The organism is Flavobacterium sp. IB48, assembly GCF_016405855.1.
Taxonomy (GTDB): Bacteria; Bacteroidota; Bacteroidia; order Flavobacteriales; family Flavobacteriaceae; genus Flavobacterium; species Flavobacterium ginsengisoli.
This window is the reverse complement of the sequence record NZ_JAEFCA010000009.1, coordinates 98,357-124,949: the sequence shown is the minus strand read 5'-3', so window position 1 is coordinate 124,949 and position 26,593 is coordinate 98,357. Positions and strand designations below refer to the sequence as shown.

Here is a 26,593-nt window from a genome sequence, read left to right as displayed (position 1 = left end):
TATGAAAAAAAAATTACTCTTATTTTTTACGTTCTTTTGCGTCTTTGGTTTACATCAAAATATAAAAGGACAGACTTTAGGGCCAGGCGATATCGCTTTTATTGGCTTTGATACTGGAGGCCAAGATGGGTTTAGCTTTATAGCCCTAAAAAATCTACCTGCTGGAGAAATTGTATACTTTACAGAAGAAGGTCTCTCGGCAGATGGTCCCATTGAATCTCGCTGGATCGGTAGTGGAGAGCCCCACATCAAATGGACAATACCTCTTGGGGTGACTTGCGGAAAAATTATTTCTGTTATAGAAACTAGTGCTAATACCTTTACTGTAACTGGAGGCCAAGCAAGTGACTTTCTAATTAATCCAGATGGAGCTACTTATAGTTTTAACCTATCTGCTGGCGATCAAATGCTAGCTTATCAAAGTGCTGATAATACAGTTAGACCTACAATTTCGGCAGCCACAATTACTTTTTTAGCAGGTATTCATGGCGATTTTAATTCTCTCAATTATGATTCTACAACGCATTGGAATAGCCGCGACATAACACAAGGTCTTGGTGGTGCAGAAAGTATCATACCACCGGGATTAACTAACGGAGTAAATTGTGTTTCGCTATTTCCTAATATTACTGAGCCAAGTCAATACTTCGCAAAATACACAGGTACTTTAACTGGTACTTCTACTGCTTTAAGAGCAAGTATCAATAACTATACTAATTGGACAATCACAACCCTAACTTCTACTCCTTCTGGAACTCAGGGAATCTTACCTAGCAACTATTCTCCAAATGTAACTTGTACCTCAGTACCAACAGTAACAACAACTACCACTGTAACCAATCATGGTGCAATTACAGCCACGCTGGGAGGTTCAAATGATAATGGAGGTGATAGTGGCGCCATACAAAGAGGTATTGTTTGGTCTTTAATTCCAGATCCTGTAATAAATGGTCCGGGAGTAAATCAAGTAGCGGCAATTGATGGAGTAAGCGCTTTTACCGTAAATGCAAGCGGGCTTCCTTCTTTGGCAACAATATTTTATAGAGCATATGCAACAAATTCAGTTGGAACTGCTTATGGAGCTACTGCATCATTTATGACCAATGCTGCCTTATCTGCTACACAATCGCAAACAAGTGCTTGTAATGGTATCAATAACGGAACGGCAACAGTAACTCCTTCGGGAGGAAAATTCCCTTACACTTTTTTGTGGTCTAATGGCAGTTCCGCAGCTACCGCTGTAAATTTAGCTCCAACCAATTATTCTGTTTTAATTACAGATAGTGAAGGAACTTCAACATCAAAAAGCTTTACTATAACTCAAAACTCTGCTATCTCAGGAACAACCGACATTACCAACGTTTCTTGCAACGGAGGAAACAATGGAGCAATAAATCTTACACCTATAGGTGGCAGTGGAACATACACTTATAATTGGGGAGGCGGAATAACAACTCAAGATAGAACGTTACTTCAAGCAGGCACCTATTCTGTTACTATTACCGACTCTAACGGTTGCAGTCAGACTATCAGCAACATAGTGGTAGGCCAACCTTCAGCAGCACTTGGCGGATCAACAGTTGTAACCAATATAGCTTGCAACGGAGGCAATACTGGAGCCATAAATCTTACCCCAACTGGAGGGACTGGACCCTATACTTTCTTATGGAATGATGGAGTAACTACAACAGAAGATAGAACAGGACTTACAGCCGGTACTTATGCTGTTACTATTACAGATTCTAATTCATGCCAAGTAAACATTAGTAACATTACTGTAGGTCAATCTTCTTTAATTACTGCGAACGCAACTGTAACTCATATTGCCTGCCATGGAGGAAATACAGGAGCAATAAACTTGACTCCTAGCGGTGGTGTTGGTCCTTATACCTACTCTTGGAGTGATGGGCCGACTACTGAAGATCGAACAGGACTTATCGAAGGCACGTACACCGTTACAATAACTGATTCTAATTTATGCTCAAAAACATTGTCTTCTTTTACAGTTAGTCAGCCTAGTTCTCCGCTTGGAGGTACAGCACTACCAACCAATACTACTTGTTTTGGAGGATCAAATGGAACCATTAACCTTACTCCAACTGGAGGTCAGCCACCTTATACTTTCAACTGGGTTGGTGGCGCATCTACTGAAGACAGAACTGGGCTTAGTGCTGGTACTTATGCTGTTACGATTACAGATGGTAATGGCTGCACCGCAACAGTAAGTAATATTGAAGTAGGTCAGCCAACAGAGGTAATTGCAACTTCAGCTGGTCAAACCAATATTTTATGCTACGGATATGCTACAGGAACTGCAACTGTCTCTGCAACAGGAGGAACTGGAATTGGAACTTATACTTACTCTTGGTCACCTACTGGAGGAAGTACTGCAACAGCAACAGGACTAACTGCCGGAACTTACATCGCAACCGTTACTGATGCTAATAATTGCCAAGCGACCCACTCATTTACGATTACAGAACCATTACAGGCTTTAACTGCAACACCATCTGGCCAAACAAATATTTTATGTCATGGATCTACAACTGGATCTGCAACTGTTACTGCTGCGGGAGGAGGAGGAGGCTATACTTACTCTTGGGCTCCTTCTGGAGGAACTGAGGCTACAGCAACAGGACTAGCTGCTGGAACTTACACCGTAACTATTACTGATGCTAATGATTGCCAAACTACCCAAGAATTTATACTTACAGAGCCCGCAGCGGCACTTACAACCGCAGAGGGCACTATAAACAATACTTCTTGTTATGGAGGCGGTAATGGAACAGCGACGGTTATAGCATCAGGAGGAACAGGAAGTGGGACTTATTCTTATTCTTGGAATACAACTCCTGTTCAAAATACCGCTACAGCGACAGGTCTTTCTGCTGGTACTTATACGGTAACAGTAACAGACGCTAATGCCTGTACAGCAACTAGAAACTTTACTATATCTCAACCGTCTATTCTATCAATAACTCCTAGCCAAACCGATGTTTCTTGCAATGGAGGCTCAAACGGAACTGCTACGGCATCTGTAACTGGAGGAGTCGGAACATATACTTACTCTTGGTCTCCTATTGGAGGAACTGGCGCAACAGCAACTGGTCTTACAGCTGGTACTTACACGATTACAGTTACAGATGCAAATAACTGTCAGGCTACACAAAGCTATAATATTGAGCAACCATTTGCCTTAACGGCAACACAATCACAAACAGATGTTTTGTGTAATGGCTCTGCAACAGGTACGGCAACAGTTATTGCTTCTGGTGGGACTGGTAGTAACTATACTTATCAATGGCTTCCTTCGGGAGGAACAGCGGCGACCGCTACTGGATTAATGGCAGGTGCCTACACTTGTACAATTAGAGATCAGAATAATTGCACAATTACAAAATCCTTCAATATCTCTGAGCCAACTTACGCATTAAACGCTACAACTTCTCAAGTAAATGCAACTTGTTCAACAGGTGGAGAAGCGTCTGTAAATGTAAGCGGCGGTGTTCTTCCTTATAGTTATCTATGGTCACCATCTGGAGCTACGACACAAATAGCAACCGGATTAGCTGCAGGAACACACAGCGTTTTAGTAACAGATGGTAATGGATGTACTTTAACGCGAAACTTCACAATTGGAACAACTAACACCCTTGTTGCTACTACATCTCAAGTCGATGTTTTATGCAATGGCTCATCAACTGGAAGCGCTTCTGTAACTCCATCTGGAGCTCCGGGTCCATTTACTTATGTTTGGTCGCCTTCTGTCACTAATACTGAAACAGCAGTGAATCTTAGTGCAGGAAACTATTCCGTGACCATCACTTCTTCAAACGGATGTTCTATTATCAAAAATTTTACAATTACTGAACCTACAGCAATTAATATAACTCCATCACAAACAAATGTTAGCTGTCACGACGGAACAAACGGATCTGCCTCAGTAACAGTAAATGGTGGAACTGGCGCCTATACCTATTCTTGGGCTCCTTCTGGAGGAAACGGTGCAACCGCAACAGGACTTTCTGCTGGAACTTATACCGTAACAGTTACTGATGCAAACTACTGTGAAAAAACACAAAGTTTCACTATAACACAACCTGATGCACTTATTCCATCAATATCTCAAACGGATGTTTCTTGTAATGGAGGTTCAAACGGATCTGCAACAGTAAATGTAACTGGAGGAACTGGACTTTATACGTATTCTTGGTCACCATCAGGAGGAACTAATGCAACGGCCAGCGGATTATCTGCAGGAACCTACACTGTTACTATTACAGATGCTAACTTATGTGAAGCAACAGCAACGGTAACCATTAATGAACCGTCTATTCTTAGCGCAACAATAGCCAAAACAGATGTTTTATGTAATCAAGCAAATAACGGAACAGCAACGGTAACTCCTACTGGAGGAACTGGAACTTATACATACTCTTGGTCACCATCGGGAGGAACTGCCGCAACAGCAACAGGACTAAGTCCAAATACTTACTCTGTTACTGTTACCGATGCAAATGGATGTTTTGTGACACAGTCAGTAATAATTTCAGAGCCATCTGTACTTTCTGCATCAGATTCGCATACCAATGTTTCTTGTAACGGAGGCAATAATGGTACTGCATCTGTAGTGGCAACTGGAGGAACAGGCAATTATAGCTATTTATGGGCGCCTTCTGGCGGAACTGCTGCGACAGCAACTGGTCTTACTGCAGGAACTTATACAGTAACTGTTACAGATGAAAATTCATGTTCTACAACAAATACCATAACAATTACAGAACCAGATGCTTTAACCTTAACACCAAATGCCGTAGCGGTATCTTGCCATAACGGAAGCGATGGATCGGCTACAGTTAGTGTAACAGGCGGTACAGGCGTCTATTCTTATGCTTGGTCTCCATCTGGAGGAAATGCAGCAACAGCAACTGGCCTTGCAGCAGGAACTTATACAGTAACTGTTACAGATGCTAATTCTTGTTCTGCAACAGCAATGGTAACTATTAATGAACCGCCTGCTCTTACAGCGACAATAGCCAAAACAGATGTTTTATGCAATCAAGCAAATAACGGAACAGCAACTGTAACTCCTTCTGGAGGAACTGGAACTTATACATACTCTTGGTCTCCATCTGGAGGAACTGCCGCATCAGCTACAGGATTAAGTCCAAATACTTACTCTGTTACTGTTACAGATGCAAATGGATGTTTTGTAACAGAATCAGTAATAATTTCAGAGCCATCTGTACTTTCTGCATCAGATTCACATACCAATGTTTCTTGTAACCAAGGCAATAATGGTACTGCATCTGTAGTGGCTACTGGAGGAACAGGCAATTATAGCTATTTATGGGCGCCTTCTGGCGGAACTGCTGCGACAGCAACTGGCCTTACTGCAGGAACTTATACAGTAACTGTTACAGATGGAAATTCATGCTCTACAACAAATACCATAACAATTACAGAACCAGACGCTTTAACCTTAACTTCAAATGCTGCACCAGTATCTTGCCATAACGGAAGCGACGGATCGGCTACAGTTAGCGTAACAGGTGGTACAGGCGCTTATTCTTATGCTTGGTCTCCATCAGGTGGAAATGCTGCAACAGCAACTGGCCTTACTGCAGGAACTTATACAGTAACTGTTACAGACGAAAATTCATGTTCTGCGACAAATATCATAACAATTACAGAACCAGATGCTTTAACCTTAACAGCAAATGCTGTAGCAGTATCTTGCCATAACGGAAATAATGGCTCGGCTACAGTTAGCGTAACAGGCGGTACAGGCACTTATTCTTATGCTTGGTCTCCATCTGGAGGAAATGCTTCAACGGCAACTAATCTAGTAGCTGGAACTTACATGGTTACGGTTACAGATGCAAATTCCTGTTCAGTTTCTCTAAGTATTGACATAACACAGCCTGATAATCCAGTTAATCTAAATACTGCAACTATTACAGGAATAACGCAAACTGGTGCTTCATTATCTGGTACTGCATCTTCTGACGGATTAGATACTGACAAGGGAGAATGTTTAACAGAAGTTGGTTTTGTATATGCACAACATGCCTCTCCTACTACAGCCGATACTAAAATTAATGTTACTGCTGCATTAGGAACATTTACAAGCTCTTTATCAGGCCTTAGAGGAAATAGAACTTATTATGTTAGAACTTATGCTGTAAACAGTAACGGTTTTGTTAATTATGGAAATGAAGTAAGTTTTACAACAGAAAAATATACGCTTACTATAACTGCAGCAGCAGGACATACCAAAGTTTATGGTACAACCGATCCAGTATTCAATTATACGGCTTTAGGTTTTGCTAATGGAGACACAAACTCAATACTTACAGGTCTTCTTTCAAGAGATACTGGAGAAAATGTTGGAAAATATAACATTAAGCTAGGATCAATTAGTGCTGGTGCTGATTATATAATTGATTTTACCGGTGCAGAATTTGAAATTACTAAAGCTGACCAAACTATCACTTGGAACCAAACTTTAGATTTTGGATGTTTAGATTCTGATAACGTAACCTTAACTGCAACAGCAGATAGCGGATTACCAATTTCTTATACCATTGCAAATACAGCTTTAGGAACAATTTCTGGATCAACTTTAAATATTACAGGTTCAGGAAATTCAACCATTACTGCAACGCAAAATGGAGATCAGAATCATAATGAAGCTACAGCCGTTGTTAAACCAATAGAAATAAGCCAATCTGGACTCGTTGTACAGCAATGGGCAAATGTGCTATTCTTTGATAACAAATCGAATAATTTTGTGGCTTGGCAGTGGTATAAAAACGGAACAGCTGTTTCTGGTGCAACACGTCAGTATTATAGCGAGGTTCTCCCTTTAAACGGTACTTATTATGTAATTGCAAAAGACAAAAACGGAAATTCAATTAAATCTTGTCCAATTGAGACTACTGGAACAATTTTTACCAAAAAGATAAAAATCTATCCAAACCCAGTTAAACCGGGAGCTCAATTTACTTTAGAATGTGATTTTAGTGATTCTCAATTAAGTGGATCTGAAGTGGTGATTTATGACATTACAGGTAAATTAGTGCAGACTATTTCAAATGTAAAAGCCAAAAATGAAATAACCGCTCCATCACAAGTTGCACTATATATTGTTGTTCTTAAATTGGCTGATGGTCAATTAAAAACAATCAACTTATTGGTTAAATAAAAATGAGATTTAATTTAAAATTACAAGCGATGAAAATTAAAACCACGATAGCCATACTTCTACTGTTTACTGTCACTATAAAAGCACAGGAAATTAATGTCAAGATTAATGGAGGTCCATCAGGAATCCTTTATGATAGCACTCTTGGAGATGGCAAACTAAAATTTGGCGGAGGAATAGGTGTCGGTTACACCTATTTCTTCAGCAGCCACTGGGGAATAATGACGGGAATTGATGCAATGTACAATCAGAACAGTTTTGAATTGCATAACGGAACTACAATCTCAACCTATGAAATCGATGACCAAACTTCTGCATTTGAGTATCAAGTTACTCCGACAAACTATAAAGAAGATCAACACTTCATTTCTATTGCAGTTCCATTAATGATGCAATACAGAACATCAATTGCACCACAGACACAACTGTATTTTGGCGTTGGAGGAAAAATTCTTTTTCCAGGAAAACAAACAGCAAAAGCATCAGCATCTGAGTTGCAATTGAGCGGTTATTATCCTGACATAAATCTCTTGATTGATGATTTGCCTTCTCACGGATTTGGTAAAGTAACCAATTGGCAAGATAAAACAACAGTAAACTTAGATCCTTCTTTTCTTTTAAGTATAGAAACTGGTCTTACTTTCAAACTAAAAGAAAAAACGCAACTTTATACTGGCATATATCTAGATTACGGTTTAACAGAAATGGCAAAAGAAAATCCAGATGTTAATATAGTTGCTTATAGCCCAAACGGGATTGATAATATTCAGGCAAATGGTACAATCGGCAATAGAAAAATTGTTCAAGAAAGCCGTTACTTCTCTGCAGGTATTCAACTGAAATTAGGTTTTATGCTAACTAAAAACAAACCAGAACCTGTGCCGCCAAAAGAAGAAATCATGACCAAGACAGAAGCTCCTGTTCAAGAAGCGGCTCCTGTACAGCAGAAAGTTGTTGAAGCTCCACCTGCAAAAAAAGAACTTACACCAACTGAACGCACATATGTTGAAAAACCTCTTGCTTTCCAAGAAGTTGGCAACACTAATGTAACGCCTGAATTGGCTACAAGATTAGACGAAATTGCTAAAATTCTAAAATCAAATAAAGATACAGATCTTAATATTACAGGATATACTTGTGATATAGGAACTGAAGAACGCAATCTTGAAATTGGAATGAAAAGAGCTCAGGCAGTTTCAGATTATTTACAGAATAAAGGAATTGAATCTAATCGTATGCATTTATTTTCAAAAGGTGAAAGCGAACCTTTAGTTCCAAACATTCCAATTGAGAATAGACCTCTAAACAGAAGGGTTACACTTACGCTGATAGACGCAAAATAATTTTTTTAATCCACAATTGTATAAAGCATGATGCAAGAGTTTAACTCTTCATCATGCTTTATCTTTTTATAAATTTTCCCTTATCATACTTTTATTTCAAAATTTCATTAGAATATATTTTGATTCGAAAAAATAATTCAAAAGCTAACATTTATCATATTTCCTTTCCTCTTTAATACTTTTATTTGCCCTAATAAAAACAAAACCAAATACTTAACCAATTCTTCAAAATGCAATAATTGTTTCATCATGCACATTGATACTGATTTGCTTTATACTTGGGGAGCTGTGGCTAAAAAAGTTCCTAAAAACTCAATTATTTTTTTTGAAAATGATGTTGCACTTTCCTATTTTCAAATTTTAGAAGGAACGGTAAAAATGAGTTATACCAATGAAGATGGCAAAGATCTGACGGTTGGTATTTTTAATGAAGGAAATAGTTTTGGCGAACCGCCACTTTTTATCGGACAACCCTACCCTGCTACCGCAATTGCGCAAACAGATTGTATCATTTTAAAATTATCCAAAAACAGCTTTTTTTCTTTTCTAGAAGAAAATCCAGAAATACAATTTAGGATACTCAAGCTATTTGCATGGAAAATCTATAACAAAATTGTCTTTTCTAAAAATATAGTCAATCATAAACCAGAATATCGCATTCAATATTTTTTAGATAATCTAAAAAAACAAAATAACGTAGCCGCATCAATAAAAATGAAAATTCCATATACGAGACAAGAAATTGCTGACTTTACAGGACTGCGGGTAGAAACCGTAATACGCACATTGTCACTTATGAGTAAAAACAAAAAAATTGAAATTATAGATCATAAATTGTTTTACTAATTTCCTGTCTTATGATTTGAATCATACCAAACCAACACGGTTTTTTCTTCTTTTGTAAAAGGTTAAAAGAAATTATTAATTCAGTTCTAATAGCTTTAAAAATAAAAACGGGAACTTTTTTAGTTCCCGTTTTTGTATTAAGAAATGACTTTATTCATCATTAATTTTGAAATATTCTCTGCCCGCACTTTTATCTCATCAGCATTTTCTCCTTCAAACAAATCATCGACTGTTTTTTTCCAAAGCTTTGTCCAATGTTTAAAATGAGTTTCTGCAAGTCTACTTTTTTGATCTAACATTCGATGTTTCAGCATCGGGTTGCCTTCAAAATTCCCAGTATGAAAAAGAATATTATCCCAAAAATCGTACATAATCGGCAAGTGTTTCTGCCAATTGACCATAGCCACTTCTGTAAACAAATACCCAATTGTTGAATCTGATTTTACTTTCAAGTAAAAAGCATCTACCAATACAATTATATCATCTTTATTTTTAATATCTGTTTTCATATTTCTTTTGTTCTGAATAAATAATAAAAAATTAAAGATCCTTACGGACAAATTTTCTAACCGAAATTAAAAACGGAACTGCTATCCACAAAACAAGCAGTAAAAAAGAAATCAGCAACCCGATAGTTGTTCCGAAAAAATCTTTAAAAATAGCACCTGTATAACCCATCATAGCAGATTGATCTAAATGCAGCAATATTTGTATTCTAGCCAAATCAATCGGACTTGAAGCCGTAATTCCTACCATCGCTTCTTCGATTGGATATTCTGCAAATTGAAACAAAAGAAATAACACCAAAGCATCAAACAATATGGCAAAATACATCCAAAATAAAATGGCTAAGCCTATTCCCTTTGCTTTATCTCGAGTTAAAATACAGCTCAAAAAGGCCAGTGACACAAAAACAACAGAAATTAAACTTCCAGACAGAACCATCATCAATCCTGCCATTCCTGGCGCATTTACCAAAAGAGGAATTCCTGCTCCAAGAAAAAAAGCTAAAAGCATTGCAATAGAAAGTCCTGTAAACAAACTAATCCAGATTTTCTTTCTTTTAATAGGCTGGCTCAACAAAAGTTCTATAAACTCTGAACTATTGTAAATATAAATAGTTGAAAAAAGTATCGATACCAGTGGAACTGTGAATAAAATAACATTCAAAATAGTTAGTAAACCTTTGGCTGTATTGTCTTCAAGCAAAAAAGATCCCCAAGAAAGCAGCGCTAGAATTAGAGCATAACTCACAACAATCTTATTTTTAAGAATATCCAATAAGACAATTTTAATTATTCTGTTCATGCTGCTTTTCTTTTAATATTGTGGCAATAGATTTTGAAATTTTGTTTTCTCCGGTTGATTCCAAAAGATCTTTAATCGTTTTATGAAAATGTACTTTTCCGTCCTGCATAAAAATGATTTGAGTAATCATATCATCCAATTCACTCAACAAATGCGAAGTAATCAAGATTAATTTTCCTTTGTTTTTCTCTTTAATGATTTTCTCCTTCAAGATTTCAGCCGCCAACGGATCTAGTCCTGCAGTCGGTTCGTCTAGAATTAAAACATCAGGATTAAAAAGGAAAGCTAATGTTGCACTTACTTTTTGTGTTGTTCCGCCAGAAAGTGTCCTCATTTGTTTGTCGCTCATTTTATCCAATTTGAAAGCTTTTATCAAATCTTCATCCAATTCCTTCTTCGAATTCCGAATCTGCTTGATCATTTCTATAATCTGAGAAATGGTCATATTATCAGGATAACGGCCAATTTGTGGCATGTATCCAATAGTATTTCGATATTCAAATTTCTTTAAGATCGATTCTTCATGAAGTAAAATATCACCACTATCAGGCAATACCATTCCTAAGATCGATTTTATCAAAGTTGTTTTTCCACAGCCGTTTGGACCAATAAGCGCAATGCATTCTCCTGCTTTAAACTCAAGGTTCACATCTTGCAAAACCTGCAGTCTTCCAAATTTTTTATTTATATTTTTTAAAGTAATCATAATACAAGAGATTTCATTTCGGGAGATTCATCTACAAAATTGTCGGGTGTTATGCTCGGAAGGATTTTTTCTGATTTATCCAAAAGCGTAATCATAAAACTTCGGAACAAAAGCATAGCCGAAGGATTGTTTTCTGTAATAACAGCAAAAAGACTCAGCGGATGAAAAGGCACATCGCCAATCCCGTCCCGATTTAAATCGTAGCCTTCATATTTATCCCAATAATTATTATTGAAATGATTTAGAACAAGGCTTCCGTTAGTACTGATATCGAAAGTATTGGAAAGAAAATTATTAAACGAAACCACATTATCCATACAGCTTGCCTGTACTTTCATTCCCCAGCCATTGTCTTTAAAAATGTTCTTTTCCAATTTTACACGGCTTGTTCCTTCCATATAAATTCCAGAAGTATTGCGGATAAATTTATTTCCAACAATATAGCTATCCGAAATTTCTTTGAGCAGTAAACCATAAGCAGCGTCGCCCCAGTTCTCTTCAAAATAATTGTTGAACATTTTTACATTTTTGGTAAACATAACCGCCACTCCTGCTCCATTATTTTTAAAAACATTGCCTATATAAGAATCATCATTAGAGAACATAAAGTGTAATCCGTAACGAATGTTGGCTTTAGATACATTTCGCCAAATGACAGAATTAGAAACAAACTCAAAATAAATTCCGTCACGATGTCCCGAAATTCTATTTCCTATAATCTGCATACTATCGCTTTTCCAGCAATGAATGCCATTGCCAATACGCTGTTCTTCTTTTTGATAAGCTTTTATGGTATTGTTTTTTACGATGCAGTTTGATCCTTTCTGAACATAAATTCCGAAAAAATTATTATCTAGAACATTGTCTTTTACTACAACTCCGATTTTATCGTATATTTTAATTCCACAGGGATCATTAAGAGAAGCATATCCTGAATTGATAACTTTAAACCCAGAGAAAACTACGCTGTCGGCTTTTATCGAAACTACTTCATATTTTTGCTGTCCATCCAGAACTGGCAAGCCTTTTCCTTGTAGAATTAATTTTTTATCTATAATAATATTGCCTTCTCGATAAATGCCTTTATTGACTATAATGGTGTCACCAGATTTGGCAAGTTCTATTGCCTTTTTAATTGTTTTAACTGACTTATCTGAACCTACTTCAATCTTTTGAGACCAGAGACAATTAAAAAACAATAGGAATGAAAGGCAAAAATGAAATTTCATGATTCAATATTTTAATTAAGATGGCATTTTATTTATTCAAAATTGCAGTCCATTCTGTTTCAACTCCTTTTGATTTTGCTTCAAAAGCTTTTGCCTCACTCTTATTAGAAAAAGCGGCAATATTTCCGTTCATTGGACTTTTTATCATGCCACCTGAAACAAAAAAAGCGTTTTCTGCCTTTATTAATTCATTATTTTTGGCGTAATCGTGTACGTAATATGCTTTTATTTTACTGTCTTTATGCTCTTTACAATAATGTGCCATACAAGCAATATCATCAAACTTATATGCCCTTCCTTTTTCTGTAATAATTTCGGCTCCGTGTCTTCCGTCACTAATTCCCATCATACAGAAATCACAATTATCAGTATTTAGTTTAATAGGAACAGGTTTGTCTCCAGAACATGAAAAAAGAAAAGCAGGAACCAGCAAAATGCCCAAGAGCCGACCAGATGGTTTAGTATATTTTTCCTTTATAATAGCAGCAAATAGCAAAGCTCCAACTACAATTAGCATCCATCCTCCAATATCCGGAATTGAATAAGCGCCAAAATTTAATAATTGTTTGTATCCAAGCATTGGTGGCTGATAAGCCATTCCGGGAACTCTAATAGCAGCATTCGGATCTAGATTATGTCCATATTCATAATTCCATCTGTAGAAATCGCAAGCAGATAATATTCCAAAAATCACAAAAGAAAAGAAGAAAATAAAGAGTCCTTTTCTATTTGATTTCCATGCACAAGCAATTGAAACAATTCCTAATCCTGCAAGAATAAACGGTAGCACTTTAAACTCAATAAAATCTTCTGTATGCAGAGTTTTCATTCCAATATAATGATTCAATCCGTTTATAATATCAACATCGCCAGCAATCTTAGAAGCATGAAGTTTTAATACCAAACCTTCAGGATATTGGGGTGCCGTAAGTTCAATTTTCCAAATAGGAAAGAATACAGCTCCAATTAATAAAAGCCCTGATAAAAATAGCATAACTTTAGAAAAAGGGGATAGTTTTTTATTTTTCATAATAATTCAAAATAAAAGGGAACAAAGAATACTTTGTTCCCTTATGGTTACTGACTATTCTTTTGGTAAATTGGTACCTACACTGTAAGTAATCGGAACGTTGCTTCCTGCTGGCGAAACACGCACATACCCTTGCATTTCTTGGTGCAATGCACTGCAGAAGTCTGTACAATAGAATGGGAAGATTCCTTTTTTCTCAGGAACCCATTTTAATGTTAAGGTTTCTCCTGGCATGATTAGCAATTCGGCGTTGTTTGCTCCTTTGATAGCAAATCCGTGAGGAACATCCCAGTCTTGCTCAAGATTGGTAACATGAAAATACACTTCGTCTCCAACGCGAATTCCTTCGATATTATCTGGTGCAAAGTGCGAACGAATACAAGTCATATAAATATGTACTTTATTGCCTTCTCGAACTACTTTAGATTCTTTTTCACCTTTAGTCGCAAAAGGATGTTTATTGGCCACAATATCATAATATTTCAGCTGTCCATTATTTCTAACTTTATCTGCTGGAATACCTTGTGCGTAGTGTGGTTCTCCAATAGTTGGGAAATCCAGAAGCAATTTCATTTTATCTCCGCTAATATCAAACAACTGTGCACTTTGAGCTAATTCTGGTCCAGTTGGTAAGAAACGGTCTTTGGTAATTTTGTTGTAAACCACCATGTATTTTCCAAATGGTTTTTCTGTATTTCCACCAGGAACCATTAAGTGTCCAGGAGAATAATAAGTTGCTTTTCTGTCTAAAACTTTTAAGTCTTTGATGTTCCATTTTACAACCTCAGATGAAACGAACATTGTAGTATAAGCATTTCCTTTTCCATCAAATTCTGTATGCAAAGGCCCTAAACCAGGTTTTTGAACTTCACCATAAAGTGCTGCTTCATATTTTACAACTGGAATTCCTGCATAAGCACCATCGAATTGTTTTTTAGCAATTGCATCTTTTAATTTTGTGAAACTAAACACTGGAATCAAAGCTGCCAATTTTCCACTTCCAATAATATATTCTCCTGTTGGATCAATATCACAGCCGTGAGGCGATTTCGGACAAGGAATCATATAACAGATATCTTTCAATTCTGAAGCATCTAGAGTTAAAACCTCATTCATGATTACAGATTTAGCACTTTGAGTTTTTTCATCCCAAGTATTATGGGCATATTTTGCAGGAATTCGTTTTCCTTTTCCAGCTTTAATATATTCTTCTGCTTTTTTCCAGTTCACTGCCATGATAAAATCTTTATCATTTTTAGAAGCATTAACTTCCAATAAGGTATTGGCTTGTTCTGTATTATAGCAAGAGAAGAAAAACCATCCGTGAGATTCTTTTTTTCCTGGGTGGCTAAGATCAAAATTCACACCTGGAGCAACGATTTGGAAAGAAAGATCCAATTGACCTTCTTTACCAATTTTAACGAAACTAAGATATCCTTTAAAGTTTTTCTTGTACGTGTTAATAGGCACATCGCCATTATCATTATCTGGCGGCACACTAAAACGGCTTGCTCCTACTACATATTCTGTGTTCTCCGTAATAAATGGCGAAGAGTGATTACCTGCACAGTTTGGTAGCTCAATAATTTCGGCAGTTCTAAACGTTTTCAAGTCAATACGCGCAATACGTGGCGTATTATTCGCATTAGCGAAAATCCATCGTCCATCAACTTCTCCGTTTGTTTGCGATAAATCCAAGTGATGCTGATCGTCCCAAGGCACATAACCATGAGAGGTATTCAACATTGGTTTTGTTTCTTCGCTGTATCCATAACCACTTTGCGGATCTTCAGAAAATACAGGCATTACTCTTAACAATCTTCCGCTCGGAAGTCCGTAAACACTGACCTGACCGCTAAAACCGCCCGATACAAAGTTGTAAAATTCATCATATTTTCCGGGTGCCACATACACTTTCTGAGCGGCATCGCCTTCAACAGCGTCTGTAGAGTCTTTCGGTTTGCACGAAACAAACAAAGCACACCCTAACGTAACAACGAAAATCGATTTTAAAAATTTATTTTTCATAAGGCTATTATTTTGATTTTGATTCCTTTTAATTATTTCACTCCATCATTCTGGCGCATATACTCCAAAATAGATCTTGCTTCATCTTCTGTTAATCCCTGATTAGGCATACGAATCATGCATAGCTCTAATTGTGCCTGCAATTCTGGATCTTTGTCAATCATTGGGTCAGGATTGGTAATAAAATTCATGATCCATTGAGGAGTTCTTCTTTTTGTTACCCCTTTCCATCCAGGACCAACTAATTTTTCGTCTGTTGGTTTATGACAGGAAGTACATTTTACTTCAGCAGTTTTAAGTCCTTTTTCAGCTAATGCTTTATCCAAAGAAGCTCCTAATTCAACTGTTTCATACTTACCAAGACCTCTTTTTGGATCGTAAGATTCTGCATCAGCTGTTTTCTCAGCTGCAGCTGGAGTAGAAAAATCCTGATCGGTGTTTGACTTTTCTTTCCCGCATGACGTGAGCAGGGCAAAACCAAACATGGTTAATAAAAATAATCTGTTCATTACTTTGTTTTTTACTTGTTAAACTTTTGATCAAAATTCTAAAACTTGTTTTTAGTAAAGTATGATTGCAATCATATCCTCAAAAAAAAGTTCATAATACCTTCGTATTCTCAAAAATCAACAAGCAATGAAGTTTTGTGTTTACATATTTTTATTTGCAGTGGTATTTCGCCCAGCATTTCCATTTCTGGATTATGTGGTCAACTACCATTACATTGCAACTGAATTATGCGAAAACAAAAATGCTCCAGAATTGCATTGTAACGGAAAATGTCATTTGAAAAAAGAACTGGCAAAAAGCTATAAAAATGATACACCGGCTTCTAACGAAAAGAAAAGTGAAACAGCAGAAACTGTGATTCTGTTTACGGTACAAATCCCAGTATTCTCTTTTGAAAAAAATAGAGTTTCTACTTTTATAGTAAATGCATTTTATAACAACTTATATTCTCATTTAGAGGCCGTCAACATCTTCCGTCCTCCGATTTTCATCTGATTTTATTTCATTCTTTTCCTTCTATCGAATTCATTCGATAGACCTATTATTATCATTATTTAAATTAAAATCTCATGAAAATTTTAAAATACACAGCCATTTTATTTCTAGCAATTACCTCATTATCTTGCTCTTCTGATAACGATTCTTCTTCAATTCCAGTTGATGAAACAAGCGGACTTCATAAAATACAGGAAATCGCAAATGATACTCATATTATAGAATTGTACTCATCAACAGGTTCTCTAGTTCAAGGATATAATCATATTTCGCTTCGAATAAAAGACAAGAAAACCAACAATTATATTACAGATACAAAACTTGAATGGACACCGCTTATGCACATGAGCATGATGCAGCATTCTTGTCCAAAATCAGTTGTTACTAAAGCATCAGACAAAAAGACTTTATATGAAGGCGATATCATTTTTCAGATGGCACAAAATGCAACAGAATATTGGGAACTCACTTTTAATTACACGGTTGATAATGTTACCTACACTGCAGCAGACAAAATAAATGTTCCTTCATCGGCAAAACGAACTGTAAGCTCTTTTAAAGGAAGCGACACAAGCAATTATGTAATTGCCTATATCGCACCATCTTCTCCAAAAGTGGCAATAAACGACATGACAGTAGGAATTTACAAAATGAAGGATATGATGAATTTTGAGGCTGTAAACAATTTCAAAGTTAAAATCGATCCAAGAATGCCGAGCATGGGTAATCATGGTTCTCCAAACAATACAGATTTGCTTCAATCTGAAACTAATAGTTTTTATAAAGGAAAACTTTCTTTGACCATGACTGGATATTGGAAAATAAATCTTCAAGTTCTTAACGACAAAAACGAAACTATCAAAGGAGAACCTGTTACAGCAGACAATACATCAAGCAGTCTTTATTTTGAGATTGAATTTTAAACTTAAAAATAACAAGAAAGAGGCATAACACAATTTGTCTCTTTCTATTAAAGTATGAAATGATGAAAAATCTAACAGCAACCTTCTTGGCTGTATTTTCAACAATATGCTGGGCGCAGGAAAAACCAAATGATAGTCTTGAAACCGTAAAGCTTAATGAAATAATCGTCATTGGAAGCAAACCTTCTTTGCATCTAAAACAATCAAAATCATTAACCTCTGTAGAAGAATATCTCTCAAAATCATCAAAAGTAAATATGATTAAAAGAGGTGCTTATGCGTGGGAGCCTGTTATAAATAACATGGCTACAGAGCGTACCGTGATTACTATTGACGGGATGCGCATCTTTGGCGCGTGTACCGACAAAATGGATCCGATTACTTCTTATGTTGAGGTTTCAAATTTGGCCGAAGCCAGCGTAGCGTCAGGACAGCAAGCAAGCTGTCATGGTGCAGGAATTGGCGGATCTGTCGATTTAAAACGTAATCAGTTTAGTGATAAAAATACAGGCTGGAACGGCAGTTTAAATTCTGGTTTTGAAAGCAATAATCTTCAAAAAATTATTGGTGCGTCTTTAGGTTACAATGATTCTCGTTTCTACACCCATATCGATTTTATGCATCGTGATGCCGATAATTATAAAGCAGGTGGAAACAAAGAACTGAGTTTTTCTCAATTTACCAAATACAATATTTCTGCCAGTGCAGGATATTTTATAAACAAACAAAACCTTTTGGAAGCTTCTGTAATTTATGACAAAGCAACAAATGTGGGCTACCCCGCCCTTCCTATGGATGTTTCTTTAGCCGAAGCTAAAATTGTATCTCTAAGTTATAAATATGTGCCAAAATCAAGTCTGATAACAAATTGGGAAACAAAAGGATATTACAATTCTATAAATCATAAAATGGACGATACCAAAAGACCAAGCGTACCGATACACATGGATATGCCGGGATGGTCTGATACTTATGGTTATTATTCGAGAATTAAAGGAAAAATTAAAAACCATAATTTTCTAGCTGACTTGAACGGTTTTTACAATAAGTCAATTGCAGAGATGACAATGTATCCTTCAGATCCTAACGAAAATCTGATGTTTATGTATACTTGGCCAGATGTCAGAACTTTATACAACGGATTGTCTTTAGAAGATAATATCAAAATTTCCGAAAAAGATCATCTGAGAATTGGTGCAAATCTCGGATTCCAGAATAATACTGTAGCAAATGATTTTGGATTAGCAAGTCTCCGCATTTTTTATCCTGATATGGATGCTTCAAAAAACCGTTTTCTAAAAAGCTTTGCCGCAAATTATACCAAAAATGAAGGGCAATTTGAGTTCGGATTTGGTTTGGCTTACGCCGAAAGAGCTCCTTCAGTTTCTGAAGGCTACGGATTTTATCTGTATAACAGCAGTGATTTTTATGATTATATAGGAAATCCTAATCTAAAAAATGAAAATGCTCTTGAGGGAAACTTTTCAATTGGCTATAAAAAATCGCAAATCACAGCAAAAATTACAGGATCCTATTTCTATTTTTCAAATTATATAATAGGCAAAATTGACCCTAATACGCTTCCTATGACTATTGGTGCTTCTGGAGTAAAAAGATATGAGGCCATAGACAATGCCAAAATATTCAATACCGATTTTAATCTGACTTATGATTTTCTGGAAAATTGGCAATTCAAATCGCAACTCACTTATAGTTCAGGAAAAGATAATGACGGAAATAATCTGCCATTTATAAGTCCAATTAAATACAGCGCCGGAATCGATTTTAAGAAAGAAAATTTTAATGCTGGAATTAATGCTTTAGGAAATCTGGCTCAAAATGAATTTGCAAAAGTGTACGGGCAAACTAAAACTCCAGATTATCTCATTTTTGGAATTAATGCAGGCTATACTTTCAATTGGAGTCAGAACAAATTAAAAATACAAAGTGGCGTAGAAAACATTTTTGATAAATATTACACCACTTATGCCGACTGGAATAAAATTCCTCGAATGGGGCGAAATGTCTTTGTAAATCTCAGCTTCTCTTTTAATTAGAATTCAATTCTCAAGGTTAACATATACAAACAAATATAAAACAGTATGATTAGAATCATGTTTTGAAAAAAATGATGATAATATATTTACCCTATTAAAATTATGTATTAAAATATATTTTGATACAAGCTTAAAACATAAATACCCAACAGTTTTATAGGTTAACGAAGCCGAAAATTCAAACAAGAAAAAATGAACAAGAACTTTTTAGTACAGGAAATACTCCGATTGAAAAAGGAAAAAAATGCCGTTATCCTGGCTCATTATTATCAAGATGAGGATATTCAGGAAATAGCAGATTTTATTGGAGATAGTCTTGAACTGGCAAAAAAAGCTCAAAATACAAATGCTGATATTATTGTTTTTGCAGGAGTCCACTTTATGGCAGAAACAGCAAAAATTTTAAATCCAAACAAAAAAGTAGTATTACCTGATTGGAACGCTGGCTGTTCACTTGCTGATGGCTGTCCGCCTGAAGATTTTAGAGTATTCAAAGAACAGCATCCCGATCATATTGTAGTCACTTACATCAATTGTTCTGCCCAAATAAAAGCTATGAGCGATTTAGTCTGCACATCGGCAAATGCAAAAAAGATAATCGAATCTATACCAGCAGAACAAAAAATCATATTTGCTCCAGATGAAAACTTGGGCAAATACCTTCAAAAAGAAACCAAACGCGAACTGGTCTTATGGAAAGGCTCTTGTGTTGTGCATGAAGCCTTTTCATTAGACAAACTAATTGAAATATATAACAAAAACCCGACTGCAAAAATTGCGGCACACCCTGAATCTGAAGAACATATTTTAAAAGCAGCACATTACATTGGCTCGACTTCGGGAATTATTAATTTCATTAAAACGGATCCTGCTGCCGTTTTCATTGTGGCCACAGAAGCCGGTATCCTGCATGAGCTTTCAAAAGCTGTACCCGATAAAACGCTGATTCCGGCTCCTACCACAGATCACAATAGCTGTGCCTGCAGTGAATGTGCTTATATGAAAATGAATACACTCGAAAAACTGTATTTATGCCTCAAAAATGAAAGACCAGAAATGCTAATTAAAGACGAGCTGAGAATAGAAGCCTTAAAGCCTATTAAAAGAATGCTCGAACTATCATAAAAAATGCAATAACCTTAAATCAAAATAACATGCTTAAAACAGATATACTTATCATCGGTTCTGGTATTTCGGGATTATTTTTTGCTATGAAAACAGCAAAAAAACGCCCAGACTTATCTATTGTTATAATGACGAAAGAAACAGCCAAAAATACCAATACACAGCTTGCTCAAGGCGGTATTGCTGTAGTGACAGACCTAATAAAAGACAGTTTTAACAAACACATACATGATACGCTTCGTTCTGGCGGAGGCCTCTGCGATAGAGAAGTTGTTAATATGGTTATCAAACAAGCTCCCGAAAGACTTCGAGAACTAATCGAAATAGGTGCTTCTTTTGATAAAAATGAAAAAGGACAATGGGATCTAGGTTTAGAAGGCGGGCATTCACAACATAGAATATTACATCATAAAGATAGCTCCGGACAGGAAATCGAGCAGAAACTGCTCAAAATAATCAAGAAAATGCCCAATATTGAGCTCTTAGAAAATCATATGGTCATTGACTTAAATACCGAAACAAAAAAAGCTAAAACTACTTGTACCGGGGCATTTTTCTTTGAAAAGAAACATAACCGAATTAAATACATTAGAGCAAGAACTGTTATTTTGTGCACAGGCGGATGCGGTCAACTTTTTGAAAACACAACAAATCCAAAAATAGCAACAGGAGACGGATTAGCAATTGCAGCTCGTGCAGGTGCCGAAATTACTGATATGCAATACATTCAGTTTCATCCAACAGCTTTATATACAGGAAAAGAAAATCCGTTGTTTTTAATTTCCGAAGCTGTTAGAGGCTTTGGTGCTTATATAGTAAATGATGAAGGAAAAAGATTTTTATTCAAATATGATATTCGAGGCGAATTGGCTACACGAGATATGGTTTCAAGTGCCATTAGTAAGGAGCTTCAAATAAGCGGAAAAAATCATGTCTATTTAGACTGCAGACACTTAGATGCTAAAGCTTTTTCAAATCAATTTCCTGTAATTACAGCTCATTGCAATGAGTTAGGAATTCGACCTGAAAAAGATCTAATCCCTGTTGTTCCTGCAGCTCATTATCAGTGTGGCGGAATTAAAGTGGATCAAAATGGAGTTACCTCAATAAAAAATCTTTACGCAATTGGGGAATGCGCTAGAACAGGTCTTCATGGTAAAAATCGTCTCGCATCAAACTCTCTTCTTGAAGGTTTGGTCTTTGCACATCAGGCTTCAGAAAATGTAGATAAAACCATTGCCGAATTTATTTTTTCATCACAAATACTAATTCCGAAGTTTCCGAAGGCACATCAAATCGATGATTATCTTGCTTTTGAAATACTTAAAAAAGAATTGCAAAAACTGGTTACTTCATTTTACACAAGTGAAGAACGTGATGCTGAGTTAGCTTTTGAAAAAATAAAAGAGCTTCATAATTATGCCGTTTCGCTTACAGAAGCCCACGAAATTACGATTCCATTTATCGAATTTTCGAACATGATTGCCGCTTCTTTGTTAATCATTAAACAATGTAAAGCTGCAGAAGACCAAAAAATATGCTGAAACCATAAAAAATCTATACCCCCAACCATTATGAAACTAACAAGTAAAACAACCATTGGTGAAATCGTCGCAGATGATTTCAAAACAGCAGCCATTTTTACAAAATTCCATATTGATTTCTGTTGCAAAGGACATCGAACTATCGAAGAAGTCTGCAAAAAAAGAGATATAGAAGAAAGTGTTCTTATTGAACATATTGAAAAAGCAAGAAACAGTTCTGCCAATCAGTCTTTTGATTATAAAAGCTGGTCTGCAGACATGATTGCAGATTATATAACAAAAACCCATCATAGATATGTTACAGAAAAGTCCCCTGTTATATTGGAGTATTTAAATAAATTATGCGGTGTTCACGGTGCGATTCATCCTGAGCTTCATGAAATTCATACTATTTTTTCAAAAACGTATTTAGATCTGACGGCTCATATGAAAAGAGAAGAGTTGGTTGTTTTTCCTTTTATTAAAAAAATGAAAGCCGCACACAGTAAAGGTACAGAACTGGAAACACCGCCTTTTTTATCTATTGAAGCACCAATTGTAACCTTAAAAGATGATCATGTTACAGAAGGACAACGCTTTAAGAGAATTGCGGCTTTAACCAATAATTATACACCGCCAGTTGACTCATGTAACACTTATAAAGTAGCTTTTCTAATGCTAGAAGAATTTGACAAGGATTTAAAAAAGCACATTCATCTGGAAAACAACATCTTGTTTCCAAAAGCAATTGAGCTTGAAAAAACATTTGAAAAAGTGTCATAAATAAAAACGAAACCATGGAAAAATATGTAATAAAACGCAATGGAGATTATAAGCCTTTTGAAGCTTATAAAATTCAGGATGCCATTCAAAAAGCCTTTCAGAGCGTCAGTCAGCCTGTCGACAAAAGAATTTACAAAACTGTTCTTTCTGGTCTTGAGGTAAAGTTTTCGTGGCCTGTAGAAGAAATTCAGGACATGATTGAAAGAGTGCTTTTTGAAAACGGATATTTCCAAACCATGCGTTCGTTTATAATTTATCGCCATACGAGAAAATTACAGCGAGAACATATTAATGGTTTAAACGATGACACCACTTATATAGACAGTACACAAACTGTTGAAGAATACATTAATCAATCAGATTGGCGAATTAATGCTAATGCGAATATTTCGTATTCAAACGCGGGACTAGTCAGTAATACCGCTGGAAAAGTAATCGCTAATTATTGGCTGGATAAAATATACAATAAAGAAGAAGGTTCTGCTCATAGGAATGGCGACATACACATCCATGATTTGGATTGTCTTACCGGATACTGCGCTGGTTGGAGCTTGCGTGTGCTGTTAAATGAAGGTTTTAATGGCGTGCGCGGCCGTGTCGAGAGCAGACCTCCTTCTCATTTTAGAGAAGCATTAGGGCAAATGGCCAATTTCTTAGGAATTCTGCAAAGCGAATGGGCAGGCGCTCAAGCTTTCAGTTCATTTGATACCTATTTGGCTCCTTATGTTTTTAAAGATCAGCTTTCTTATGATGAAGTTTTAAAAGGAATTAGAAGTTTTGTTTACAATCTAAATGTGCCGGCGCGCTGGGGTCAATCGCCTTTTACAAATATTACTTTGGATTGGAATGTGCCAGAAGATCTAAAAGAACAGATTCCGACCCGAAATGACGAACATTTATTTTTAAAGGTTACTGATGAAAATCTGATTTTGCAAGCTAAAAACAGAGGCGTTTCAAAACTGATAGATCTGAAATATGCTGATTTTCAAAAAGAAATGAATCTCATCAATAAAGCCTATTATACCATTATGACAGAAGGTGATGCAAACGGACAGCCGTTTACATTCCCTATTCCAACAGTAAACATCACTGAAGATTTTGACTGGAATGGAGAAAATGTCGATTTGCTTTTTGAAAACACAGCAAAAATTGGTTCATCTTATTTCCAGAATTTTATTGGAAGTCAATATCTTTTGGATGAAAATGGAAACCGAATCGAAAATCCAGAAGCTTATAAACCAAATGCGGTACGCAGTATGTGCTGTCGTTTACAGCTCGATTTAAGAGAATTGCTAAAACGTGGAAACGGTCTCTTTGGAAGTGCCGAAATGACGGGAAGTATTGGCGTGGTAACCATTAACATGGCGCGTCTTGGATATTTGCATAAAGGAAACATCATTACTTTATTTGAACACTTAGATGAATTGCTTCAAATAGCTAAATCGACTTTAGAAAAGAAAAGAATCTTTATCCTGCAAATGTACGACCGCGGACTTTATCCGTACACACAGCGCTATTTAAAACATTTTAGAAATCACTTTTCTACAATTGGCGTAAACGGAATGAACGAAATGGTTATTAATTTTTCTGAAGGAAAACAAAATATAACTGATACTTCAGGAATACATTTCGCGACAGAAATTCTAGATCATATTCGACTGAGAATGAAAGAATTTCAGGAAGAAACAGGAAACCTTTATAATCTAGAAGCAACTCCAGCAGAAGGAACAACGTATCGTTTTGCAAAAGAAGACAAAAAACGTTTTCCAGAAATTCTGCAAGCGGGACAAAATGAAAATATATACTATACCAATAGTTCACAAATTCCAGTCGATCATACCGACGATCCTTTTGAGGCTTTATTGCTTCAAGATGAATTACAATGCAAATATACTGGAGGTACAGTTTTGCATCTTTATATGAGAGAAAAAATAAGCAGTCCAGAAGCTTGTAAAAACTTCGTTAAAAAAGTTCTCACCAACTTTAAACTGCCCTATATAACCGTAACACCAATTTTCAGCATCTGCCCTATTCATGGCTATTTAAACGGAGAACATGAATATTGTCCAAAATGCGACGAAATTTTACTCAATAAAAACAATCAAAAACACTTGGCTTATGAAAACGAAAACGCGTAAGATTCTAGAAGAAAATAAATCGCAAAGAAGTAAATGTTTGGTTTACACACGTGTAATGGGATATCACAGACCTGTAGAAAGTTTTAATATTGGAAAAAAAGGTGAACACCAACAGCGTACACATTTCGAAGAAACCATTATCTATTAAAGGAATATTTAGCCTCACGCCTTTTACTTTATTAGATTATCCGCATAAAACGGCCTGCATTGTGTGGTTTGCAGGCTGTAACATGCGGTGTTTATACTGCTATAATCCTGATATTGTTTTAGGAAAAGGAAAAATAGATTTTGATTCTGTTCTTTCCTTCCTAAAAACTCGAAAAGGATTATTAGACGGCGTAGTATTAAGCGGTGGCGAATGTACTTTACATAAAAAAATAGTTGATTTTATAAAAGAAATCAAAACAATGGGATTTGCGGTGAAAATAGACACCAACGGTTCCAACCCAAAAATATTGAATAGCCTGATTCATGATCAATTAATTGATTATGTCGCGTTAGATTTCAAAAGTCTTCCTCATACCTTTAAACACCTAACGCAATCAGGCTTATTTTCTGAATTTGAAGAAAGCCTTTCTATTTTAATTCAGTCAAATATTCCATTTGAAGTTCGCACTACTTTTCATTCTTCTTTAATTACAAAGAATGATTTTGTGAATATGATAAAATATCTAGAATCTAAGCATTTTGAAGGAAACTATTATGTGCAACACTTTATGAATAATGTGCCAACACTTTCAAAACTAGACCATTCAAATAAAGAAATACAACTAAAAAACTTCTCAACTCCAAAAATAAAAGTTATTTTTAGAGATTGACAACTCAAAATGAACACGTTATGACTTTGCATCATTTTGTATTAATACTTCATCTTTTGGCAGCCACAATCTGGGTTGGCGGTCATTTGCTTTTAGCTATTTGCTACCTTCCAACAGCATTGAAGAAAAAAGACCCTAAGATTATTTTAAATTTCGAAAAAAAGTATGAAAAACTCGGAATGTCTTCTCTTGCTTTACTTATTATAACTGGAATCTGGATGGCGTATGATTTTGGAATTAAAGCCGAAACCTGGTTTCACTTTTCTAGCGGATTTGAAAAGGTAGTTTCAATAAAACTGATTTTGCTTTTCTGCACTTTCTTTTGTGCGGTTTGTGCACAATTTTTCATTATTCCAAAACTTAAACCTAATAATATCAACAAAATGGCTGTCATTATATTAACTGTTACTTCAATTGGTGTTGCAATGCTAGTTTTGGGATCAACGTTGCGTTATGGCGGAATTTAAAGTAACTAAAATCTTAAATCAAATACAACTAAAAAAACAGCCGTTAGGCTGTTTTTC

20 protein-coding genes are annotated in these 26,593 nt (G+C 36.0%); 13 read left to right on the top strand and 7 right to left on the bottom strand.

Annotated features, from left to right (window positions below):
- Position 1: 1 nt before the first annotated feature.
- The 3 genes from JC605_RS21155 (at position 2) to JC605_RS21145 (ending at position 9,396) form a co-directional block, all read left to right on the top strand.
- Positions 2-7,207: an MBG domain-containing protein gene (locus JC605_RS21155; protein WP_198858084.1), complete on the top strand. Its 7,206-nt coding sequence runs from the start codon at positions 2-4 to the stop codon at positions 7,205-7,207.
- A gap of 29 nt (positions 7,208-7,236) precedes the next feature.
- Complete coding sequence (locus JC605_RS21150; RefSeq protein WP_198858083.1) at positions 7,237-8,550, top strand: OmpA family protein; 1,314 nt, start codon at positions 7,237-7,239, stop codon at positions 8,548-8,550.
- A gap of 249 nt (positions 8,551-8,799) precedes the next feature.
- Complete coding sequence (locus JC605_RS21145; RefSeq protein ID WP_198858082.1) at positions 8,800-9,396, top strand: Crp/Fnr family transcriptional regulator; 597 nt, start codon at positions 8,800-8,802, stop codon at positions 9,394-9,396.
- A 137-nt stretch (positions 9,397-9,533) separates the two neighbouring features.
- Here JC605_RS21145 and JC605_RS21140 read toward each other — a convergent pair whose 3' ends face one another.
- Genes JC605_RS21140 through JC605_RS21110 form a run of 7 tightly spaced genes read right to left on the bottom strand, consistent with a single transcriptional unit; the run spans position 9,534 to position 16,206 of the window.
- Positions 9,534-9,905 carry a group III truncated hemoglobin gene (locus tag JC605_RS21140; protein WP_198858081.1) on the bottom strand — a complete coding sequence of 124 codons (372 nt, stop codon included), beginning with the start codon at positions 9,903-9,905 and terminating at the stop codon, positions 9,534-9,536.
- Positions 9,906-9,936: 31 nt separating this feature from the next.
- Complete coding sequence (locus tag JC605_RS21135) at positions 9,937-10,704, bottom strand: ABC transporter permease subunit (RefSeq protein WP_198858080.1); 768 nt, start codon at positions 10,702-10,704, stop codon at positions 9,937-9,939.
- On the bottom strand, positions 10,688-11,410 hold the full coding sequence (locus JC605_RS21130; protein ID WP_198858079.1) for an ABC transporter ATP-binding protein: 723 nt from the start codon (positions 11,408-11,410) through the stop codon (positions 10,688-10,690). The genes JC605_RS21135 and JC605_RS21130 overlap by 17 nt, the downstream gene beginning before the upstream one ends.
- Complete coding sequence (locus JC605_RS21125; RefSeq protein WP_198858078.1) at positions 11,407-12,639, bottom strand: nitrous oxide reductase family maturation protein NosD; 1,233 nt, start codon at positions 12,637-12,639, stop codon at positions 11,407-11,409. The genes JC605_RS21130 and JC605_RS21125 overlap by 4 nt, the downstream gene beginning before the upstream one ends.
- A 28-nt stretch (positions 12,640-12,667) precedes the next feature.
- Positions 12,668-13,669, bottom strand: coding sequence for a nitrous oxide reductase accessory protein NosL (locus JC605_RS21120; RefSeq protein WP_233074191.1), 1,002 nt, complete (start codon positions 13,667-13,669; stop codon positions 12,668-12,670).
- 54 nt (positions 13,670-13,723) lie between these two features.
- Complete coding sequence (nosZ, locus tag JC605_RS21115) at positions 13,724-15,697, bottom strand: Sec-dependent nitrous-oxide reductase (RefSeq protein ID WP_198858077.1); 1,974 nt, start codon at positions 15,695-15,697, stop codon at positions 13,724-13,726.
- Positions 15,698-15,729: 32 nt separating this feature from the next.
- A complete protein-coding gene (locus tag JC605_RS21110) occupies positions 15,730-16,206 on the bottom strand; it encodes a c-type cytochrome (RefSeq protein ID WP_109193600.1) in 477 nt (158 codons plus the stop codon).
- A 127-nt stretch (positions 16,207-16,333) separates the two neighbouring features.
- Here JC605_RS21110 and JC605_RS21105 point away from each other — a divergent pair, with 127 nt between their 5' ends.
- The 10 genes from JC605_RS21105 (at position 16,334) to JC605_RS21060 (ending at position 26,536) form a co-directional block, all read left to right on the top strand.
- Positions 16,334-16,702: a hypothetical protein gene (locus JC605_RS21105; protein ID WP_233074190.1), complete on the top strand. Its 369-nt coding sequence runs from the start codon at positions 16,334-16,336 to the stop codon at positions 16,700-16,702.
- A gap of 74 nt (positions 16,703-16,776) precedes the next feature.
- The gene (locus tag JC605_RS21100; protein ID WP_198858076.1) at positions 16,777-17,625 is read left to right on the top strand and encodes a hypothetical protein; all 849 of its coding nucleotides are present in this window, start codon (positions 16,777-16,779) and stop codon (positions 17,623-17,625) included.
- A gap of 59 nt (positions 17,626-17,684) precedes the next feature.
- Positions 17,685-19,682 (top strand): TonB-dependent receptor, encoded by a 1,998-nt coding sequence (locus tag JC605_RS21095; protein WP_233074189.1) that lies wholly within the window; start codon positions 17,685-17,687, stop codon positions 19,680-19,682.
- A 192-nt stretch (positions 19,683-19,874) separates the two neighbouring features.
- Entirely contained in the window at positions 19,875-20,807 is a 933-nt protein-coding gene (nadA, locus tag JC605_RS21090; protein ID WP_198858075.1) for a quinolinate synthase NadA, read from the top strand.
- Between the two features lie 29 nt (positions 20,808-20,836).
- Positions 20,837-22,351 carry an L-aspartate oxidase gene (gene nadB, locus JC605_RS21085; protein WP_198858074.1) on the top strand — a complete coding sequence of 505 codons (1,515 nt, stop codon included), beginning with the start codon at positions 20,837-20,839 and terminating at the stop codon, positions 22,349-22,351.
- A gap of 30 nt (positions 22,352-22,381) precedes the next feature.
- Entirely contained in the window at positions 22,382-23,113 is a 732-nt protein-coding gene (gene ric / locus JC605_RS21080; RefSeq protein ID WP_198858073.1) for an iron-sulfur cluster repair di-iron protein, read from the top strand.
- 14 nt (positions 23,114-23,127) lie between these two features.
- Positions 23,128-25,251 (top strand): ribonucleoside triphosphate reductase, encoded by a 2,124-nt coding sequence (locus tag JC605_RS21075; RefSeq protein ID WP_198858072.1) that lies wholly within the window; start codon positions 23,128-23,130, stop codon positions 25,249-25,251.
- Complete coding sequence (nrdD, locus tag JC605_RS23855; protein WP_198858071.1) at positions 25,232-25,399, top strand: anaerobic ribonucleoside-triphosphate reductase; 168 nt, start codon at positions 25,232-25,234, stop codon at positions 25,397-25,399. Before JC605_RS21075 ends, nrdD begins: the two co-directional genes overlap by 20 nt.
- On the top strand, positions 25,353-26,069 hold the full coding sequence (locus JC605_RS21065) for an anaerobic ribonucleoside-triphosphate reductase activating protein (protein WP_370569082.1): 717 nt from the start codon (positions 25,353-25,355) through the stop codon (positions 26,067-26,069). Before nrdD ends, JC605_RS21065 begins: the two co-directional genes overlap by 47 nt.
- A gap of 20 nt (positions 26,070-26,089) precedes the next feature.
- On the top strand, positions 26,090-26,536 hold the full coding sequence (locus JC605_RS21060) for a CopD family protein (RefSeq protein WP_198858070.1): 447 nt from the start codon (positions 26,090-26,092) through the stop codon (positions 26,534-26,536).
- Positions 26,537-26,593: the final 57 nt, after the last annotated feature.

What these genes read in the sequence shown, in the direction of transcription:
- JC605_RS21095 (WP_233074189.1), top strand. Translation starts at nt 17,685, where the DNA reads ATGATGAAAAATCTAACAGCAACCTTCTTGGCTGTATTTTCAACAATA.
- JC605_RS21155 (WP_198858084.1), top strand. Translation starts at nt 2, where the DNA reads ATGAAAAAAAAATTACTCTTATTTTTTACGTTCTTTTGCGTCTTTGGT.
- nosZ (WP_198858077.1), bottom strand. Translation starts at nt 15,697, where the DNA reads ATGAAAAATAAATTTTTAAAATCGATTTTCGTTGTTACGTTAGGGTGT.
- nadA (WP_198858075.1), top strand. Translation starts at nt 19,875, where the DNA reads ATGAACAAGAACTTTTTAGTACAGGAAATACTCCGATTGAAAAAGGAA.
- JC605_RS21130 (WP_198858079.1), bottom strand. Translation starts at nt 11,410, where the DNA reads ATGATTACTTTAAAAAATATAAATAAAAAATTTGGAAGACTGCAGGTT.
- JC605_RS21100 (WP_198858076.1), top strand. Translation starts at nt 16,777, where the DNA reads ATGAAAATTTTAAAATACACAGCCATTTTATTTCTAGCAATTACCTCA.
- ric (WP_198858073.1), top strand. Translation starts at nt 22,382, where the DNA reads ATGAAACTAACAAGTAAAACAACCATTGGTGAAATCGTCGCAGATGAT.
- JC605_RS21150 (WP_198858083.1), top strand. Translation starts at nt 7,237, where the DNA reads ATGAAAATTAAAACCACGATAGCCATACTTCTACTGTTTACTGTCACT.
- nrdD (WP_198858071.1), top strand. Translation starts at nt 25,232, where the DNA reads ATGAAAACGAAAACGCGTAAGATTCTAGAAGAAAATAAATCGCAAAGA.
- JC605_RS21075 (WP_198858072.1), top strand. Translation starts at nt 23,128, where the DNA reads ATGGAAAAATATGTAATAAAACGCAATGGAGATTATAAGCCTTTTGAA.
- JC605_RS21135 (WP_198858080.1), bottom strand. Translation starts at nt 10,704, where the DNA reads ATGAACAGAATAATTAAAATTGTCTTATTGGATATTCTTAAAAATAAG.
- JC605_RS21110 (WP_109193600.1), bottom strand. Translation starts at nt 16,206, where the DNA reads ATGAACAGATTATTTTTATTAACCATGTTTGGTTTTGCCCTGCTCACG.
- JC605_RS21145 (WP_198858082.1), top strand. Translation starts at nt 8,800, where the DNA reads ATGCACATTGATACTGATTTGCTTTATACTTGGGGAGCTGTGGCTAAA.
- JC605_RS21060 (WP_198858070.1), top strand. Translation starts at nt 26,090, where the DNA reads ATGACTTTGCATCATTTTGTATTAATACTTCATCTTTTGGCAGCCACA.
- nadB (WP_198858074.1), top strand. Translation starts at nt 20,837, where the DNA reads ATGCTTAAAACAGATATACTTATCATCGGTTCTGGTATTTCGGGATTA.
- JC605_RS21125 (WP_198858078.1), bottom strand. Translation starts at nt 12,639, where the DNA reads ATGAAATTTCATTTTTGCCTTTCATTCCTATTGTTTTTTAATTGTCTC.
- JC605_RS21105 (WP_233074190.1), top strand. Translation starts at nt 16,334, where the DNA reads ATGAAGTTTTGTGTTTACATATTTTTATTTGCAGTGGTATTTCGCCCA.
- JC605_RS21120 (WP_233074191.1), bottom strand. Translation starts at nt 13,669, where the DNA reads ATGAAAAATAAAAAACTATCCCCTTTTTCTAAAGTTATGCTATTTTTA.
- JC605_RS21140 (WP_198858081.1), bottom strand. Translation starts at nt 9,905, where the DNA reads ATGAAAACAGATATTAAAAATAAAGATGATATAATTGTATTGGTAGAT.